The organism is Herbaspirillum autotrophicum (genome assembly GCF_001189915.1).
GTDB lineage: Bacteria > Pseudomonadota > Gammaproteobacteria > Burkholderiales > Burkholderiaceae_D > Herbaspirillum > Herbaspirillum autotrophicum.
Genome location: NZ_LFLS01000040.1, coordinates 1 through 16735 on the forward strand (window position 1 = coordinate 1; position 16735 = coordinate 16735).

Sequence of the window (16735 nt, forward strand, 5' to 3'; positions counted from 1 at the left end):
AGTGTTGTGTGCCAGCTCACCGGCCGGCAGGCTGCGACCGGCACCGCGCTGATCGAACAACACCACCCGCTGTTGCGTCAGGTCGAACCAATCCAGCATGGACCACTGGCTGCTGCTGCCGGGGCCGCCATGCAACACCACACTGACCGGACCACCGGTGCGACCGAATTCGGCGAAATACACACGGTGGCCGGCACCGACCGGGAGATGGCCGGAGCGCAACGGAACGGGATCAGGCTTCGGCACGGAACTTGCGTTTATCGACATGATTGCGTCAGTGGTAAGAGAACATGAACACGATGCTGACATGCAATCACCAATCGTACCTGGTTTTTTTTCAACCCATTGATGGAGACAAGCATGACATGGAGCAAACCTGAGTTTTCCGATCTGCGTTTTGGCTTTGAAATCACGATGTACATCGCCAATCGTTAATTCCCTGACATCCGGGAATGCGCGGCAGTCGTACAACGATTGCCGCGTCTGCTCCCGGACCTGACCCCGGCACATAATGAAAATAATCGTATTAGGTTCTGCAGCAGGCGGCGGCTTCCCACAATGGAACTGCAATTGCCGCAACTGCAAAGGGGTACGCGAGGGCGTTATCAACGCCAGACCGCGCACACAATCATCGATTGCAGTATCGTCCAATGGCCGCGACTGGCTGCTGATCAATGCCTCGCCCGACATCCTGACCCAGATCAAGGCGACGCCGGCACTGCAACCGGCACGCGCCACGCGCGACACCGGCATCGCGGCCGTGATGCTGATGGACGCCCAGATCGACCATGTCACCGGTTTGCTGATGCTGCGCGAAGGCAAGCCACTGCCACTGTATTGTTCGGCTGCGGTCTGGGATGATCTGACCGGCGGTTTGCCGCTGGTACATGTACTGTCACATTACTGCCGCGTGCAATGGCATGTGCTGGCGCCCAATCAGACACCGATGCCGCAAGAGTTGCCGCAAATCGAAGACATCCGTTTCACGCCGCTGATGCTGACCAGCAAGGCACCGCCGTATTCGCCGCATCGCGAGTTGCCGCAACCGGGCGACAATCTTGGCCTCATCATCGAAAACCGCAAGACCGGCAAAAAGCTGTTTTACGCGCCCGGCCTCGGCGAACTGGAACCGCATGTCTTGGCTGCGATGCATGCTGCCGACTGCATTCTCGTCGACGGCACGTTCTGGACCGAGGATGAAATGATCAGACTCGGTTTCTCAAAGAAGAAAGCCGCCGACATGGGACACCTGCCGCAATCCGGTCCGGGCGGCATGATCGAGGTGCTCGATACGATCAGCGATGCCCGCAAGATCCTGATTCACATCAACAACACCAACCCGATTCTCGATGAAGATTCTGCCGAACGCGCCACGCTGACGCAGCACGGCATCGAGGTCGCCTGGGATGGAATGGAAATCGAACTATGAAGCAGCTCGCCGCCACAGCAACATTACCGGCATGGGAGCGTGCCGAATTTGAATCCCGCTTGCGCGCCAAAGGTGCCGGCTATCACATCCACCATCCGTTCAACGTCAAGATGAACGATGGCTTGCTCAATCCTGATCAGGTACGCGGCTGGATCGCCAATCGCTTTTATTACCAGATAAACATTCCGCAAAAAGATGGCGCCATCATCGCCAATTGTCCGGATCGGGAAACCCGCAGGAAGTGGGTACAACGCATACTGGACCACGATGGCTGGGAAGACAACGCCGGTGGCATCGAAGCGTGGAGCCGGCTGGCCAGCGCCGCCGGCATCCCGCGCGAGGAATTATGGTCGTTGCAGCATGTCGCGCCCGGCGTGCGCTTTGCGGTCGATGCCTATGTCAACTTTGCCCGTCGCGCGCCGTGGCAAGAAGCAGTCTGCTCTTCGCTGACTGAAATGTTTGCACCGAAAATTCACAAAGACCGGCTGGCCAACTGGCCGCAACACTACCGCTGGATCGAGTCTGACGGCTTGCAGTATTTCCGCAGCCGTATCTCGCTGGCCGAACGCGATGTCGAACATGGTTTGCAGGTGACGCTCGATCATTTCGTCACCCGCGTGCAGCAGGAGCGCGCACTGGAAATCCTGCAATTCAAGCTCGATGTGTTGTGGAGCATGCTGGACGCCATCGACAAAGCGTACCCCTGACCGGGCCACTCATTCAAACCGCCACTTTCCAGTAATTGACATCATGACGACACTGCCAGACAAACCCCGACTCTCGCGCCTGTTCCGCTTGCAATGGGAAGAAGCACAAGGCAATTACGTGCTGCTGTATCCGGAAGGCATGGTCAAGCTCAATCGCAGCGCTGCCGAAATTCTCAAGCTGTGCGACGGTGAACGCGATGTCGCCGGCATCACCTTCGACCTCGAACGCGCCTTCTCAGTCAGCGGCCTACAACCCGATGTCGATGATTTCTTACGGATCGCCAATGAGCGCAACTGGATTTCCTGACACCACCGCCGGCGTTGCGCCGCCGCTGTGGCTGCTGGCCGAGCTGACTTATCGCTGTCCGCTGCATTGCGTGTTTTGCTACAACCCGCTCAACTATGCCGAAAATCGCAACGAGCTCAGCACCGCACAGTGGATCGACGTGATGCAGCAGGCGCGCAAGCTGGGCGCGGCGCAACTCGGATTTTCCGGCGGCGAGCCCTTGTTGCGCGACGATCTCGAAGAACTGATCGGTGCCGCGCACGGACTCGGCTATTACACCAATCTGGTCACCTCGGGCATCGGTCTCAATGAAAGCCGCATTGCGCGCATGAAGCAACTCGGGCTGGATCATATTCAGCTTTCGTTCCAGGATTCGACCAGGGAAATGAACGACTTCCTGTCGAGCACCAAGACTTTCGACCTCAAATCGCGCGTTGCCGCACTGATCAAACGCTACGATTATCCGATGGTGCTCAATGTCGTGCTGCATCGCTACAACCTCGACCACGTGGCACGCATCATCGACATGGCGCTGGCAATGGAAGTCGAATATCTGGAACTGGCGAATACCCAGTACTATGGCTGGGGCATGATCAATCGCGCCCATCTGATGCCGACCCGCGAACAAGTCGAGCATGCCGAAGCGGTAGTCAACGAATACCGCAGCCGCATCGGCAACCAGATGAAAATTCTGTTCGTGGTACCCGACTATTTCGAAGAACGTCCCAAGGCCTGCATGAATGGCTGGGGTTCGGTATTTCTGGCCATTGGCGCCGACGGCACCGCACTGCCCTGCCACGCTGCGCGCAGCCTGCCCGGCATCCGCTATCCGAATGTCACCGACTACCGCATCGAAGACATCTGGCGACGCAGCAACGCCTTCAACCAATACCGCGGCGACGACTGGATGCAGGAGCCCTGTCGCAGTTGTGACGAAAAGAAAAAGGATTTTGGCGGCTGCCGCTGTCAGGCCTTCGCACTGACCGGCGATGCCGCTGCTGCCGACCCGGTCTGCGCCAAGTCGGAACGGCACGGCGACGTGACGAAGATCGTGATGCACGCGCGCAGCAAACCGGTGGCAGAGTTGCAGCCGATATTGTTCAGGACTGATGCGAATTCGCAACGATTTTTCTAATGACGGCTTCCGCCCCCGTCACCATCGCTGATGGCGGTGACGAGCGCGGCAACGGGTTGGGTTACTGCGCGTACACCGTCATTGCAACGCGTTTCTTTTGCGGCTCATCATCTGAAATCGAGACGATGTGCGCCGGGAATGCTTCCGGTGCTGCCATGCCCTCTTTCCACAACCAGTAATGGTTTTCCGGCAAACCGTTGACCGCCGTTACCTGATGGTTGCCATGTTTGTCGACGGCATGAATGGTGACCCGGCTGATCAGGCCGCCCTTGAGCGCGCGCATGTCTTCCACCGCTTCGGCCACGGCCTGTTCCACGCTCATGCCCATTTTCATGTACAGCACCACGGCGCGTGCAGTGCCGGCACGGATCGTCATTTCACCGGCGCCGGTACAAGCGCAGGCACCATAACGGCTGTCCGCGTAAGAACCGGCACCGATCACCGGGCTGTCGCCGAGACGACCCGGGTACTTCCAACCCCAGCCTGAAGTGCTGGTGCCGGAAGACAACGAGCCATTGGCGTCGAGTGCCAGAAACACCGTGGTGTCGCGTCCGATTTCGGGATCGATGGCGTTGTGGCAGTATTTTTCCAGCGCCACGTCCGGCCATGTTTGCTGATCGGCTTGCGTGACTTCGGCCAGAAACCAGCGCCGCCAGGCACTGCGCGAACGCTCATCCATCAGGTCGCCGGCTTCGGCGCCGATTTCCCGGGCGAAATGCGCTGCGCCCTCACCGATCAGCAACTCATGCGGCAAGCGCTGCAACAACTGCCGCGCCACACTGACCGGATGCAAGAAGCCCTTGAGGCCACCGATGGCGCCGGTACGCAAGGTATCGCCATCCATGACGGAGGCGTCCAGCTCTACTTCACCGAGCAGATTCGGCCAGCCGCAACGCCCCACTGTGCGCACCGTTTCATCATCTTCGACCAGCCGTACGCCGGCCTCGATGGCATCCAGTCCTGCCGCGCCGGCCTGCAACAAACGCGCGGTTTCCCCGATGCCCGATTTGCCTTCGTTATTGGTCAATATTAACAATGCATTCTCCTTGAGTAGCTAAGTTCAGTGGTCAGAGCCCGGCGCGGAATTCCTTGTTCCAGAAATCCAGCATCGCGCTCTTGTTTTTCATCAACAGATCGAAATCGATTGTCATCATGCGGTCCATTTCAGGGCCGGTGAAGCCGACTGCGCGCTGCAACTCCGGCGGCAAGGCCGCATTCTGAATGGTCGGCGCATAGCCCATGGTTTCGGCAAACGCACGCTGCGCCCCCGGATTGAGCATGGCATTCATGTAAGCAAAACCGGCGCCGCGATTCTTGCTGCCAATCGCCACCGTCGCTTCGAACGTCGCCGGCAACGCGCCTTCTTTCGGCACCACATAATCAATCGACAGACCCGCTTTTTTCCATTGCAATGCGCGCGCCTTCCAGGCCGGGGTCAACCAGATTTCGCCGCTCTTGAGTGCTGCTGCCAGTGCATCGGTAGAGGGATATACCTTGGGTGCGTTGTCCTTGAGCGCACGCAGGAATTTGCGTCCGGTTTCCAGATCCTTGACCGTCCCGCCGGCGGCCAGCGAACCGGCCAGCGTCAGATAATCATATTGATCGTCGATGACGCCGACGCGGCCTTTGTAGACCGGATCGAGCAAGGCTTGCATGCCATCAGGACGGGTCTTCACCTTTTCCGGGTTGTACAGCAAAACCAGGGCGCTGAAGATGTGCGGCACGGCATAAGGACGCTTGAACGCCGGGATGACGTGCGCCAGATTTGGCACCAGTGCCGCATCCACCGATACCGTCGTGGCTTCCGCAAACATCTGGTACATGTCGTTGTCGCGCAGCAGCGAGACATCGAGACTGCTGCGACGCGCATTCTTTTCCGCGCGCATCTTGGTCTGGCGCGCCAGTGCGCTGCCCGAATCGTAAACCGCAGTGAGACCGTTGCTCTTGATCAGCGGATCGATATATTGCTGCAGCAAGCGTTGATAATCGCCGCCCCAGGTGCCGACCACCACGTTCGATTCAGCAGCATCGGCCGCGTACACCAGTCCCGGCAAGGAAGCAACGGCAGGAATGGCGGCCATGGCGCCGGCCGTTTTGAGGAAGGAACGACGATCGTATTTATTCATGCTCACTTTTTTCTCCGGTAAGGTTTTCATACTTTCGGGACACTGCGAGATTGCATCGATACAGCGGTTTCACTACAGAAATCGGGGTGCTTGACGGCTGCGCTTACAGATGCGCTTCGACGTCAGCGATGGTTTTTACCAGCGTGCGATCCAGCGCATCGAGCAGCGCTTCGGTTTGCGCCGATGCCGCCGGGGTACGCGGCTTGATACGAATCGAATGGAACGTCATCGCCGGTTCGAAGCGACGGAATACAATGCCGTCGCTTTCCAGAAAGTCATATGCCGCGACCGGATGCACCAGTCCCACCCCGACCTGTTCACGTACCAGCGTGCAGATATTCACCGAGTAACGCACCGATGCCGTGACCTGCGGTGTCACGCCGGCTTCGCGGAACAAATCATCGACACCCCAGCGGATCATGTCGGCGGCTTCGTAGGAAATGAAATTGCACCCGTGCAAATCGAGCGCGTGGATCACCGACTTGCGTGCCAGCGGATGCTGTGCCGGCAAGGCGCACAGCGCCGGCAATTTGGCGATGGAAATGGCATCGGTCTCGCTCAGGTCAACCTGATCGGTCACGATGCCCAGATCCAGCGTGCGCGCTACCACGTGATCGCGAATTTCGGTCGAGAAGCCGGTGGTCAGCGCGACTCTGATGGACGGATGGGTCTTGTGGAACTCAGCAATGGCGCGGGCAAAGTAGCCGAGTCCGAATGACATGACGCTGCCGGCACGGATGATGGCTTCGTCCGGATTGCGCAGGCTCAGGGCAAATTCGCGGATATTGTCGAGTCCGGCATACCGGCGCTGTACTTCACCGAACAATTCGACGGCGGTCTCGGTCGGTTCCAGCCGGCCGCGTTCGCGGCTGAACAGGGTCAGTTGCGTGGTGCGTTCGAGATCGGCAATCAGACGGCTGATGCCGGGCTGCGAAGTGCCCAGCAACTGCGCCGCCTTGGTCGATGAGCGCGTCAGCATGACCGCGCGGAAAGCATCAATATGTCGGAAATCCATAGTGCAACCTCAGTAAAATCGTAAGGACGTCCTGAAACCTCAGGTCATCATGGTGTTGGCATAGCGCCGATGGATCAGCCAGTTGGCGCCCAGCGCCATGAGCAAGGTCACCACCATCAAAATCAATGCCAGCGCGGCACCGAACGGCCAGTTCGAAGCCTGGGCAATCTGCCCGTAAATCGCCGGCGCCATCATGGTCAGCGAGGTACCACCGAGCAGCACCGGCGTGGCATAGGCATTCATGCACAGGATGAATACCAACATGGTGCCGGCAGCCACCCCGGGGGCCGACATCGGCAAGGTCACGCGCAGGAATGCACGGGTATTATCGGCGCCCAGATTACGCGCCGCCTCTTCCACCGAACGATCAATCCCTTCCAGTACGCTTTGCAAGGTGATGATCATGTACGGCAAGACCACGCCGGTGGTGCCCATGATCACCGCCAGCGGGGTGTACAACAACCGCACCGGCTGATCAATGATGCCCATTGCCATCAGCAAGGCATTCATGAAACCGGCATTGCCGAGAATGACCATCCAGCCGGCGGCCCGCACCACATTGCCGACCAGCAGCGGAAATACCAGCAAGATCACCAGAATGCTTTTGTAACGACTCTGCGTGCGCGCCAGAAAATACGCCACCGGAAAACCGAACAGCAATGACAACAGCGTACAGACCGCGGCCACCTTGAGCGTATCGCCAAGAATATTCAGGTAATAGCGTTCGCTGAAAAACCGCACATAGTTTTCCAGCGTGAACGCGGCCTGCATCATTTGCCCGGCCTCGTAATGATTGAAGCTGTAGCGAAACAATTGCAGCGCCGGCAGGACAATCACCAGTATCACGATCAAGGAAGCCGGCACTGCCAGCAACGCTCCCGGATTGACTTTGCTGCCGGATGACGGCACCGGCATGACAGATCCGCTCATCGCTTACCCATTGAAAAAGACACAGTCGCGCGGCGCAAAACGGGCCAGCCCGAGTTCGCCGGGGGTCATCCAGGCTTGATTGGTGTCGGCGCCATTCTGAATCTGGGCCACAATGGTTTCGCCGTGGACAGTACGGGTTCTGATTTCGATCAGTGCGCCCATGTATACCAGCGATGAAATCGTGACCGGAATACCGGTACGCGCATGCAGGTTGCCGGTCAGCGGCTCCAGTGTCACCCGCTCCGGCCGCACGCCGACGGCACTGGCATTACCGGTGACGGCTCCGACCGGCAACTCGGTGCCGGCGGTAGTGGCAAAATTGCCATCGGCAGTCAGCGCCCCGTCGAAGAAATTCATCTTGCCGAGGAAGTCCGCCACGAAACGATTTTGTGGTCGTTCATATAAATCAGATGCGGTGCCGACTTGCTGAATGCGGCCGTCGTGCATAATGGCCAGCCGGTCGGCAATGGTCAGCGCTTCTTCCTGGTCGTGCGTGACAAAAATCGTGGTCAAGCCAAGCCGTTGCTGCAGCGCCCGGATTTCTTCGCGCACCTCGACCCGCAATTTGGCATCCAGATTCGACAGTGGTTCGTCGAGCAGAAACACCTTGGGTTGAATCGCCAGCGCCCGCGCAATCGCGACCCGCTGTTGCTGACCGCCGGAAAGCTGGCGCGGATAACGGTCGGCATACGCATCCAGACGCACCATGTCGAGCGCCTGCTTGACGCGCACCGTGCGTTCGGCTTTCGGCACCTTGTGCATTTCCAGACCAAACGCGACATTCTCGGCAATCGTCATGTGCGGAAACAAGGCATAGCGCTGGAATACCATGCCCGCATTGCGTTTGTGCGGTGGTACCCGGGTCACATCCTGGCCGCCGATCTCGATGGTACCGGCAGTCGGTTCGATGAAGCCGGCCACCATGCGCAGCGTCGTCGTCTTGCCGCAGCCGCTGGGACCGAGAAATGCCACCATCTCGCCGTCTTCGATATCGAGCGAAAAGTCGGACACCGCCACCGATGCACCGAACTGCTTCTTCAAATTCCTGATGGAAATTTTGGCCATTTTTATACCACTTGACTCAGCTTGACAAAACGATCGGTGACCAGCATCACGATACCCAGCAATATGATCTGCACTGCCGATACGGCGGCAATGGTGGGATCCATGTTGAACTCCAGGTACTGCATGATGGCGATCGGCAAGGTGGTGTGCCCCGGTCCGACCAGCGGCAATGTGACTTCAAGGTTTTCGAACGAGACGATGAAACTGAACAAGGCTGAAGCAACGATGGCCGGCCGCAGCATCGGCAGCGTCACGCACACCAGCGTCTGAAAACTGTTGGCACCGAGGTTGCGGGCGGCTTCTTCCACCGTCTGATCGAGACTGCCGAGACTGGCGGTGACCAGCCGCAGCGTCCACGGAATGGTGAGCGCAATATGCGCCGCCACCAGTCCGCTGTAGGTGCCGACGATATCGATGTCGAGCACGTTTTCGGCACTCAGATAGAACAGATACACCGCAATGCCGGCGACGATGCCGGGCACGACCAGCGGTGACAGCAACAGCGAATTGACCAGCGCACTGCCGCGAAACCGGTAGCGATGCAGCGCCAGTGCCGCCAGCGTGCCCAGCAACACGCTGAACACCGCCGTCACGGCAGCGACCTTGGCACTCAACACAAAGCCATTGGCAAATGCCGGATTGTTCCAGGCGCTCAGATACCAGGTGAAGGTATAGCCTGAGGGCGGGAAGCTGATGATGGCGTCATTAAAAAAGCTGAGCCACAGTACGAACAGCAAAGGGCTCAGCATAAAAAGGTAAATCAGTGCTACAAACGCCAACGCCGCCGGCCGGGCCAGCGATCCCAGGCCGTGGCGGGAAATCCGAGGTGCGATGCCGGCAGATTGAGCGTGTCGGTTCAAGACGTTTTCCTGTCACAAAGCGTAAGGGGCGAAGCGCTTGGTACTGATTTTTATTATTCAAATCTGAATGGAGATTATATTTTCATTCAAATTTGAATGCAAAGGATTATTTCGCTGCGGAACATTGTTGCTATAAGGCACCGGTTATCAGCAGCAATGGCCAAGTGATGCGAGCGGAAATACGGACGAAAAAAAAGCCGCAGGCTGCGGCTTGGTGAAAGTTCAGGAGTTCAGCAGGTCAGCGATGTTCGCGCCGCCATTGGCGCAAGGCGTCATTCATTCTGGTTTGCCAACCGTCGCCCTCTTCCTTGAAGGCAGCGATCAGGTCTTCATCGAAACGCACGGTGACTTGCACCTTCTTGCCACTGCCGGCAGGCCGGCCACGCGGACGCGCCGGACGCAGAGTGGCCAGTTGTTCGCTGGTCAGTGGTTGGGCATCGGGGTCACCGAGGGCGGCGGCGGTGATGACCTGGTCTTCTTCTGCATTTGGCACAATGGTGCCGGATTTAAGCTTGGGCATAATTATTTACCTCTCGTCGATTGGCTTTGCGCAGACTGATAATTCTGCGCACCTCATCACGATCAACATATACGACAACATACAAGCGCAAGCCTAAGTAGCCGATACCGACCATGCGCTGTTCCCTGTACTGCCACCGGATATCCGGCACGACGTACAAGCAATCCCATTCGATATGTACCGCCATGGCGAGTGAAACTCCATGTTTGGCACAGTTGATTTCATCCTTGAAGGGATCGAACGTGATTTCCATGCGAATTAGTGTAGCTACAAATATTTAAAACTTCAATCAGTATTTGCAGCTACATTTAATTCGATTCCGGCTTGCCAGACTTTCCGGTCCCTGCCGTCACCTTACCTCTTTCAATTGGGCCAAAATGGCGGGATTCTCCAAGGTGGAAACATCCTGGGTAATTTCCTCTCCGCGCGCCAGCACCCGCAACAACCTGCGCATGATCTTGCCGGAACGGGTCTTCGGCAAGTTGTCGCCAAACCGCAATTCCTTGGGCTTGGCAATCGGTCCGATTTCTTTCGCCACCCAGTTGCGCAACTCGCTGGCAATGCGCAAGGCATCTTCACCGCCCGGACGTTCTTGCTTGAGCACCACAAACGCACAGATCGATTCGCCGGTGGTGGCATCCGGCTTGCCTACCACTGCGGCTTCCGCCACCAGCGGATGCGCCACCAGTGCCGATTCGATTTCCATGGTCCCCATGCGGTGGCCCGAGACATTGAGGACGTCATCGATGCGGCCGGTGATGGTGAAGTAGCCGGTAGCGGCATCGCGAATTGCGCCATCGCCGGCCAGATACAATTTGCCGCCCAACTCATCAGGAAAGTAACTCTTGCGGAACCGTTGCGGATCGCCCCAGATGGTGCGGATCATCGATGGCCACGGACGCTTGACCACCAGAATGCCGCCTTCGCCATCCGGCAAATCTCTGCCGGTTTCGTCCACCACGCCGATCATGATGCCGGGCAATGGCAACGTGCAGGAACCCGGCACCATCGCCGTGGCGCCGGGCATCGGGCTGATCATGTGACCGCCGGTTTCGGTTTGCCAGAAGGTATCGACAATCGGGCATTGAGTACGACCGACGTGGCGGTAATACCAGAGCCAGGCTTCCGGATTGATCGGTTCGCCGACCGAACCCAGCAAGCGCAGGCTGCTCAGGTCGTAACGATCCGGATGCACTGCCGGATTGGTATCGGCAGCCTTGATCAGCGAACGGATCGCGGTCGGTGCCGTGTAGAAAATCGTCGCCCGGTGTTTTTCTATCATGTGCCAGAAGCGCCCGGCATCGGGATAGGTCGGCACGCCTTCGAACACGATTTGCGTCGCGCCGGCCGACAGCGGCCCGTAAGCGATGTAACTGTGGCCGGTGACCCAGCCGATGTCGGCAGTACACCAGAAAATATCGTCCGGCTTGATATCGAAGGTCCACTTCATGGTCAGCGTGGCCCACAGCAAGAAACCGCCGGACGCGTGCTGCACGCCCTTGGGGGTACCGGTCGAACCCGAGGTGTAGAGAATGAACAGCGGATGTTCGGCGTCCACCCACTCCGGTTCGCAGTCGTCGGATTGCTGCGCCAGCAGCGTATCAAGCCAGACATCGCGCGCAGCATCAAAGCCGACCTCGTTGCCGGTACGGCGATGCACGATCACCCGTTCGACGCACTCGCAACCGCCCGCGGCCAGCGCCTGATCGACAATCGCCTTCAATGGCAAGGACTTGCCGCCGCGCACTTGCTGATCGGCCGTGATCACCACCTTCGCACCGGCGTCGATGATGCGTTCCTGCAGCGACTTGGCGGAAAAGCCGCCAAACACCACTGAGTGAATCGCACCGATGCGGGCGCAGGCTTGCATCGCGGCCACGCCCTCGATCGACATCGACATGTAAATCACCACGCGGTCGCCCTTGCCTACGCCCATCGACTTGAGCGCATTGGCAAACCGGCACACCGTGCGATGCAATTGCTGATACGTCACCGACGAGGTGTGGCCGTCATCGGCCTCGAACATGATGGCGGTCTTGTTGCCGTTGCCATTGTGCACATGGCGGTCCAGGCAGTTCCAGGAAACATTCAGACGCCCATCCTGAAACCAGCGGTAAAACGGTGCATCCGATTCATCAAGCACATCGGAAAACGGTGTTTCCCATTGCAGATGTTCCAGCGCCAGCCGGCCCCAGAATTTTTCGTCATCCTGCGCGGCCGACGCGCACAAAGCGCGGTAAGCAGCCATGCCGGAAATGGCGGCATGGTCGACGAATTTTTCGGGTGGGTGAAACATGCCGCTTAACGGTGTCAGTTCGGTGATGTCGTTCATGTCTATCCTGCCTGTGAAGAATTGTTGCGTAAATCAGCTGGCCAACCGGTCCCTGGCAGCGCGGACAAAAAAATGGCTGACGACCGCAGTCGCCAGCCAAAACTGCTCAAGCACGAGCAAGGAAGCGGGTGCCATGCCTCAACAGCCTGGAGAATTGCCGTCGTTGATTACATTCGAAAAATCGGATTGCTGCTCCTGCTGCCTGTATCACGACAGGCAGCAGCTACCTCATTGCCACATTTATTTTGCCAGCTTGAAGACCCAGACCGAACCACCCTGTTCCAGGAAGTTGACCTTCTTCGCCACTTCGCCGCCCCACAGTGGCACCGCGCCACCCCAGCCGGAAACTACGGCGACGTATTGGGTATCGCCGTCTTTCCAGGTCACCGGTGGCGCCACGACGCCGGAACCGGTCTGGAATTTCCACAATTCCTTGCCGCTCTTGGCATCCACTGCCTTGAGGAAACCTTCCGGCGTGCCGTAGAACACCAGGCCACCGGCAGTGGTCATCACGCCCCCCCAGAGCGGCGCGTTGTTCTTGATTTCCCAGACGATCTTGCCAGTCTTCGGATCCACCGCACGCATGGCGCCGATGTAATCTTCATTGAGCGGATGAATGGTGAAACCGGCCCCGAGGAAAGCGCCGCCCTTCTTGTAGCTGACCGGCTCATTCCAGATATCCATGCCCCACTCATTGGCTGGTACATAGAACAATTTGGTTTGCGGGTTGTAGGCCATCGGCATCTGGTTCTTGGCGCCGAGGAACGCCGGTGCGGCAAACACGGTAGCGCCCTTCTTGCCTTCTTCGCCCTTGGTCGGATCGCCCGGACGGCCCTTGTCGAGGAACTTCGGACGGCCGGTCTTGAGATCAATGCCGGAAGCCCAGGTGATCTTGTTGACGAACGGGAAGGCGTTTTGCAGCTTGCCATCCTTGGCGTCGATCACATAGAAGAAGCCGTTGCGGTCAGCCTTGCCGCCCATGCGCTTGCCATCCATGTCGAACGTGACGAATTCATTGACGCCGTCGTAATCCCAGCCGTCATGCGGAGTGGTCTGATAGCTCCACTTGATCTGGCCGCTGTCGATATCGAGCGCCACGGTAGAGGCCGAATACAGATTGTCGCCAGGCCGCAGGTGGCTGTTCCACGGCGCCGGATTACCGGTGCCGAAATAAGCCAGGCCGGTCGTCGGATCATAGGTGCCGCCGAGCCAGGTCGCGCCGCCGCCGGTCTTCCACAAATCGCCGGGCCAGCTCTTGTTGGTAGTGCCGGTAATGCCGTTTTCCGTGGCCTTGCCGTCCTTGTCGTACTTGTAGCCCATGTGGCCTTCGATCATCGGCCGGCTCCACACCAGTTGCCCGGTCTTCGGATCCCGCGCCTCGACCCGTCCGACCACGCCGAACTCGCCGCCCGAAACGCCGGTCAGCAACAAGCCCTTGGCGATCAGCGGCGCTGCCGACATCGAATAACCGGCAGCATAGTCATCCACTTTTTCTTTCCAGACAATCTTGCCGGTATCCTGGTCCAACGCAATCAATTGCGCATCCAGCGTACCGAAAATCACCAGATTGTCGTACAGTGCCGCGCCGCGATTGACCACGTCACAGCACGGCATGATGCCGTCCGGCAGACGATGTTCATACTTCCACAGCTTGCTGCCGGTTTTCATGTCGACTGCATAGATGCGCGAGTACGAGCCGGTCACGAACATCTTGCCGTTATAAATCAGCGGCTGCGATTCCTGGCCGCGCTGTTTCTCGCCGCCGAAAGAAAATGACCACGCCGGCACCAGTTTGCTGACGGTCTTGGTATTGATCTGGGTCAGCGGCGAAAAGCGCTGGCCTTGTGTTCCCATGCCCCACGACAAGACGCTGCCGGGATTGGTGGCGTCCTTGGCGATCATGGCGTCGGTGACGCCGGCGGCATACACCACGGCTGGCGCTGCACTGCTCAGCGCCACACCCAACAAGCTTGCTATCAGTTTTCTTTGCATGTCATCCTCCTGTTTTTTTGCATCAATTGTTCAAGTACGCTGTTTTTGAATTCATGTTGTGAAGCCGACTCTGTACAGGCAAACCGCGTGCCAACTGCATGTGAGCGATTTCCTGCGCTGGCAGCCGCATGAAACGATTTTTTCTGTTCCAAAAGCGGGCAATTGTCACGCTCTGGAACAAGACAATTACGACGACTTTGCTGCTGCCGCGGGCGTGGCTGTTTCTGGTCCGGTTTGCGCCGACGTCATTTCTACCTGCGCATACTCTGCATCGGAAAACAATCTCGACCGTGTCAGAAAGCGCTTTCCGGTGCCATTGTCGAGCGAGAACATGCCTCCCATTCCCGGTACGACATCGATGATGAGTTGGGTATGTTTCCAATACTCGAACTGCTCGGCGCCCATGTAAAAAGGCGCGCCGTCCAGCAGCCCCATGAAGACATCGGTATCGCTCAGTCCGAAATCGCCGAGCGCGTAGCACATCGGCGAACTGCCATCACAACAGCCGCCCGACTGAAAGAACATCAGCGCGCCGTGCTGTTCATGCAGACTACGGATAAAGGTAATGGCCTCGTCGGTGGCGATCACGCGTGCAATGACGGAATGCGTCATGAGTTCTCCACAAAAAAACGGCATACCTGTCGATATGCCGTGGCCTGCATTGATTAGAAGAAACCCATGGCGTTCGGGTTGTAGCTCACCAGCAGATTTTTGGTTTGCTGATAGTGATCCAGCATCATCTTGTGATTTTCACGTCCGATGCCCGATTGCTTGTAACCACCGAAAGCCGCGTGCGCCGGATACAGGTGATAGCAGTTGGTCCACACGCGGCCAGCCTGAATCGCACGACCGACACGGAACGCGCGCGAACCGTCACGCGTCCACAATCCGGCGCCCAGACCGTACAGCGTGTCATTGGCGATTTCCAACGCTTCCGCTTCATCCTTGAAGGTCGTGACCGATACCACCGGGCCAAAGATTTCTTCCTGGAAGATGCGCATCTTGTTGTGGCCCTTGAAAATCGTCGGTTGCACGTAATAGCCGCTTTCGAGATCGCCGTTCAGTGTCTGGCGAGCGCCGCCGAGCAAGGTTTGCGCGCCTTCCTGACGACCGATGTCCATGTAGGACAGAATTTTTTCCAACTGTTCTTGCGAAGCCTGCGCGCCGATCATGGTGCTCTTGTCGAGCGGATTGCCCTGCTTGATCGCTGCTACCCGTTTGATGGCGCGCTCGATGAAGCGGTCGTAGATCGATTCCTGAATCAGTACCCGCGACGGGCAAGTACATACTTCACCCTGATTCAGCGCAAACATGGCAAAGCCTTCCAGGCACTTGTCGAAGAATGCATCGTCCTGATCCATCACATCGGCAAAGAAAATGTTCGGCGACTTGCCGCCCAGCTCCAGCGTGACCGGAATCAGGTTTTGCGAAGCGTATTGCATGATCAGGCGGCCCGTACCGGTTTCGCCGGTGAACGCGATCTTGGCGATGCGCTTGCTGGACGCCAATGGTTTGCCCGCTTCCAGACCGAAGCCGTTGACCACATTCAACACGCCTGGCGGCAACAGGTCGCCGATCAGCTCCATCAAGACCAGAATCGAGGCCGGAGTCTGCTCGGCTGGTTTGAGTACGATGCAATTGCCCGCAGCCAGTGCCGGCGCCATTTTCCATACGCCCATCAGGATCGGGAAATTCCATGGAATGATCTGACCGACCACGCCCAGCGGCTCATGGAAGTGATACGCATAGGTTTCGGAATCAATCTGAGCGACACTGCCTTCCTGCGCCCGGATGCAACCGGCAAAGTAACGGAAGTGATCAATCGCCAGCGGAATATCGGCCGCCATGGTTTCCCGGATCGGCTTGCCGTTGTCGATGGTTTCAGCAGTCGCCAGCAATTCCAGGTTGGCTTCCATGCGGTCCGCAATGCGATTGAGGATATTCGCGCGATCAGCCAGCGAGGTTTTGCCCCAACTGGCTTTTGCTGCATGTGCAGCATCCAGTGCCAATTCAATATCTTCTGCGGTGGAACGGGCGATTTCACAAAATGCCTTGCCGGTGACCGGCGTGATGTTTTCAAAGTAAGCGCCATTGACCGGTGGCACAAATTTGCCGCCGATATAGTTGTCGTAACGTTGCTTGAACGGGTTCTTCACACCCAGTTTGCTGATATCTGCCAGATTCATGTCATCCTCCTGTTGATATGTGTCATTGAAAGCTCCGGGGGCGGCACCTCCGGAAACAGGTACCTATCAGCAATCGCCATGCCAGAACCCGCAGCGGTCGCCGGCCCTGCGCCGTAGCCCGTTGCCGGCAACCGGATTGATTTTCGGCGGCT

At 58.0% G+C, this 16735-nt stretch carries 18 protein-coding genes; 5 read left to right on the forward strand and 13 right to left on the reverse strand.

Going from position 1 to position 16735, the window contains the following annotated elements:
* Positions 1-246: alpha/beta fold hydrolase (locus AKL27_RS23375; protein WP_232311082.1), on the reverse strand; the 246-nt coding region annotated here is incomplete at its 3' end.
* A 114-nt stretch (positions 247-360) separates the two neighbouring features.
* On the opposite strand from AKL27_RS23375, the gene pqqA reads away from it, so the two are divergent.
* The 5 genes from pqqA (at position 361) to pqqE (ending at position 3557) form a co-directional block, all read left to right on the forward strand.
* Positions 361-435: a pyrroloquinoline quinone precursor peptide PqqA gene (gene pqqA, locus AKL27_RS27305; protein WP_139217194.1), complete on the forward strand. Its 75-nt coding sequence runs from the start codon at positions 361-363 to the stop codon at positions 433-435.
* A 76-nt stretch (positions 436-511) separates the two neighbouring features.
* On the forward strand, positions 512-1429 hold the full coding sequence (gene pqqB, locus AKL27_RS23380; protein WP_050465287.1) for a pyrroloquinoline quinone biosynthesis protein PqqB: 918 nt from the start codon (positions 512-514) through the stop codon (positions 1427-1429).
* Positions 1426-2136 (forward strand): pyrroloquinoline-quinone synthase PqqC, encoded by a 711-nt coding sequence (pqqC, locus tag AKL27_RS23385; protein WP_050465288.1) that lies wholly within the window; start codon positions 1426-1428, stop codon positions 2134-2136. The genes pqqB and pqqC overlap by 4 nt, the downstream gene beginning before the upstream one ends.
* A gap of 43 nt (positions 2137-2179) precedes the next feature.
* Entirely contained in the window at positions 2180-2443 is a 264-nt protein-coding gene (pqqD, locus tag AKL27_RS23390; protein ID WP_050465289.1) for a pyrroloquinoline quinone biosynthesis peptide chaperone PqqD, read from the forward strand.
* On the forward strand, positions 2421-3557 hold the full coding sequence (gene pqqE, locus AKL27_RS23395; RefSeq protein ID WP_050465290.1) for a pyrroloquinoline quinone biosynthesis protein PqqE: 1137 nt from the start codon (positions 2421-2423) through the stop codon (positions 3555-3557). The genes pqqD and pqqE overlap by 23 nt, the downstream gene beginning before the upstream one ends.
* Before the next feature lie 61 nt (positions 3558-3618).
* Here the strand turns inward: pqqE and AKL27_RS23400 are convergent, their stop codons facing one another.
* The 12 genes from AKL27_RS23400 to adh form a co-directional block, all read right to left on the reverse strand.
* A complete protein-coding gene (locus AKL27_RS23400) occupies positions 3619-4593 on the reverse strand; it encodes an isoaspartyl peptidase/L-asparaginase (protein WP_050465291.1) in 975 nt (324 codons plus the stop codon).
* Positions 4594-4624: 31 nt separating this feature from the next.
* The gene (locus AKL27_RS23405; RefSeq protein WP_083439250.1) at positions 4625-5683 is read right to left on the reverse strand and encodes an ABC transporter substrate-binding protein; all 1059 of its coding nucleotides are present in this window, start codon (positions 5681-5683) and stop codon (positions 4625-4627) included.
* A gap of 103 nt (positions 5684-5786) precedes the next feature.
* Positions 5787-6698 (reverse strand): LysR substrate-binding domain-containing protein, encoded by a 912-nt coding sequence (locus AKL27_RS23410; protein ID WP_050465293.1) that lies wholly within the window; start codon positions 6696-6698, stop codon positions 5787-5789.
* 39 nt (positions 6699-6737) lie between these two features.
* Positions 6738-7628: an ABC transporter permease gene (locus tag AKL27_RS23415; protein ID WP_050465294.1), complete on the reverse strand. Its 891-nt coding sequence runs from the start codon at positions 7626-7628 to the stop codon at positions 6738-6740.
* 3 nt (positions 7629-7631) lie between these two features.
* A complete protein-coding gene (locus AKL27_RS23420; RefSeq protein WP_050465295.1) occupies positions 7632-8693 on the reverse strand; it encodes an ABC transporter ATP-binding protein in 1062 nt (353 codons plus the stop codon).
* Between the two features lie 2 nt (positions 8694-8695).
* Entirely contained in the window at positions 8696-9526 is an 831-nt protein-coding gene (locus AKL27_RS23425; RefSeq protein ID WP_408609784.1) for an ABC transporter permease, read from the reverse strand.
* A gap of 265 nt (positions 9527-9791) precedes the next feature.
* On the reverse strand, positions 9792-10073 hold the full coding sequence (locus AKL27_RS23430; protein WP_050465297.1) for a BrnA antitoxin family protein: 282 nt from the start codon (positions 10071-10073) through the stop codon (positions 9792-9794).
* Positions 10060-10326, reverse strand: coding sequence for a BrnT family toxin (locus AKL27_RS23435; RefSeq protein ID WP_050465298.1), 267 nt, complete (start codon positions 10324-10326; stop codon positions 10060-10062). The genes AKL27_RS23430 and AKL27_RS23435 overlap by 14 nt, the downstream gene beginning before the upstream one ends.
* Before the next feature lie 96 nt (positions 10327-10422).
* A complete protein-coding gene (gene acs, locus AKL27_RS23440) occupies positions 10423-12405 on the reverse strand; it encodes an acetate--CoA ligase (protein WP_050465299.1) in 1983 nt (660 codons plus the stop codon).
* A 240-nt stretch (positions 12406-12645) separates the two neighbouring features.
* Positions 12646-14397 carry a PQQ-dependent methanol/ethanol family dehydrogenase gene (locus tag AKL27_RS23445; protein ID WP_050465300.1) on the reverse strand — a complete coding sequence of 584 codons (1752 nt, stop codon included), beginning with the start codon at positions 14395-14397 and terminating at the stop codon, positions 12646-12648.
* Positions 14398-14583: 186 nt separating this feature from the next.
* Positions 14584-15009 (reverse strand): DUF779 domain-containing protein, encoded by a 426-nt coding sequence (locus tag AKL27_RS23450; protein WP_050465301.1) that lies wholly within the window; start codon positions 15007-15009, stop codon positions 14584-14586.
* A 53-nt stretch (positions 15010-15062) separates the two neighbouring features.
* A complete protein-coding gene (gene adh / locus AKL27_RS23455; protein ID WP_050465302.1) occupies positions 15063-16583 on the reverse strand; it encodes an aldehyde dehydrogenase in 1521 nt (506 codons plus the stop codon).
* Between the last annotated feature and the right edge of the window lie 152 nt (positions 16584-16735).

Bases quoted from the DNA above. Each gene is read 5' to 3' on its own strand.
- pqqB (WP_050465287.1), top strand. From the start codon at position 512: ATGAAAATAATCGTATTAGGTTCTGCAGCAGGCGGCGGCTTCCCACAA.
- pqqC (WP_050465288.1), top strand. From the start codon at position 1,426: ATGAAGCAGCTCGCCGCCACAGCAACATTACCGGCATGGGAGCGTGCC.
- pqqD (WP_050465289.1), top strand. From the start codon at position 2,180: ATGACGACACTGCCAGACAAACCCCGACTCTCGCGCCTGTTCCGCTTG.
- pqqE (WP_050465290.1), top strand. From the start codon at position 2,421: ATGAGCGCAACTGGATTTCCTGACACCACCGCCGGCGTTGCGCCGCCG.
- AKL27_RS23405 (WP_083439250.1), bottom strand. From the start codon at position 5,683: ATGAATAAATACGATCGTCGTTCCTTCCTCAAAACGGCCGGCGCCATG.
- AKL27_RS23410 (WP_050465293.1), bottom strand. From the start codon at position 6,698: ATGGATTTCCGACATATTGATGCTTTCCGCGCGGTCATGCTGACGCGC.
- AKL27_RS23415 (WP_050465294.1), bottom strand. From the start codon at position 7,628: ATGAGCGGATCTGTCATGCCGGTGCCGTCATCCGGCAGCAAAGTCAAT.
- AKL27_RS23420 (WP_050465295.1), bottom strand. From the start codon at position 8,693: ATGGCCAAAATTTCCATCAGGAATTTGAAGAAGCAGTTCGGTGCATCG.
- AKL27_RS23430 (WP_050465297.1), bottom strand. From the start codon at position 10,073: ATGCCCAAGCTTAAATCCGGCACCATTGTGCCAAATGCAGAAGAAGAC.
- AKL27_RS23435 (WP_050465298.1), bottom strand. From the start codon at position 10,326: ATGGAAATCACGTTCGATCCCTTCAAGGATGAAATCAACTGTGCCAAA.
- acs (WP_050465299.1), bottom strand. From the start codon at position 12,405: ATGAACGACATCACCGAACTGACACCGTTAAGCGGCATGTTTCACCCA.
- AKL27_RS23445 (WP_050465300.1), bottom strand. From the start codon at position 14,397: ATGCAAAGAAAACTGATAGCAAGCTTGTTGGGTGTGGCGCTGAGCAGT.
- AKL27_RS23450 (WP_050465301.1), bottom strand. From the start codon at position 15,009: ATGACGCATTCCGTCATTGCACGCGTGATCGCCACCGACGAGGCCATT.
- adh (WP_050465302.1), bottom strand. From the start codon at position 16,583: ATGAATCTGGCAGATATCAGCAAACTGGGTGTGAAGAACCCGTTCAAG.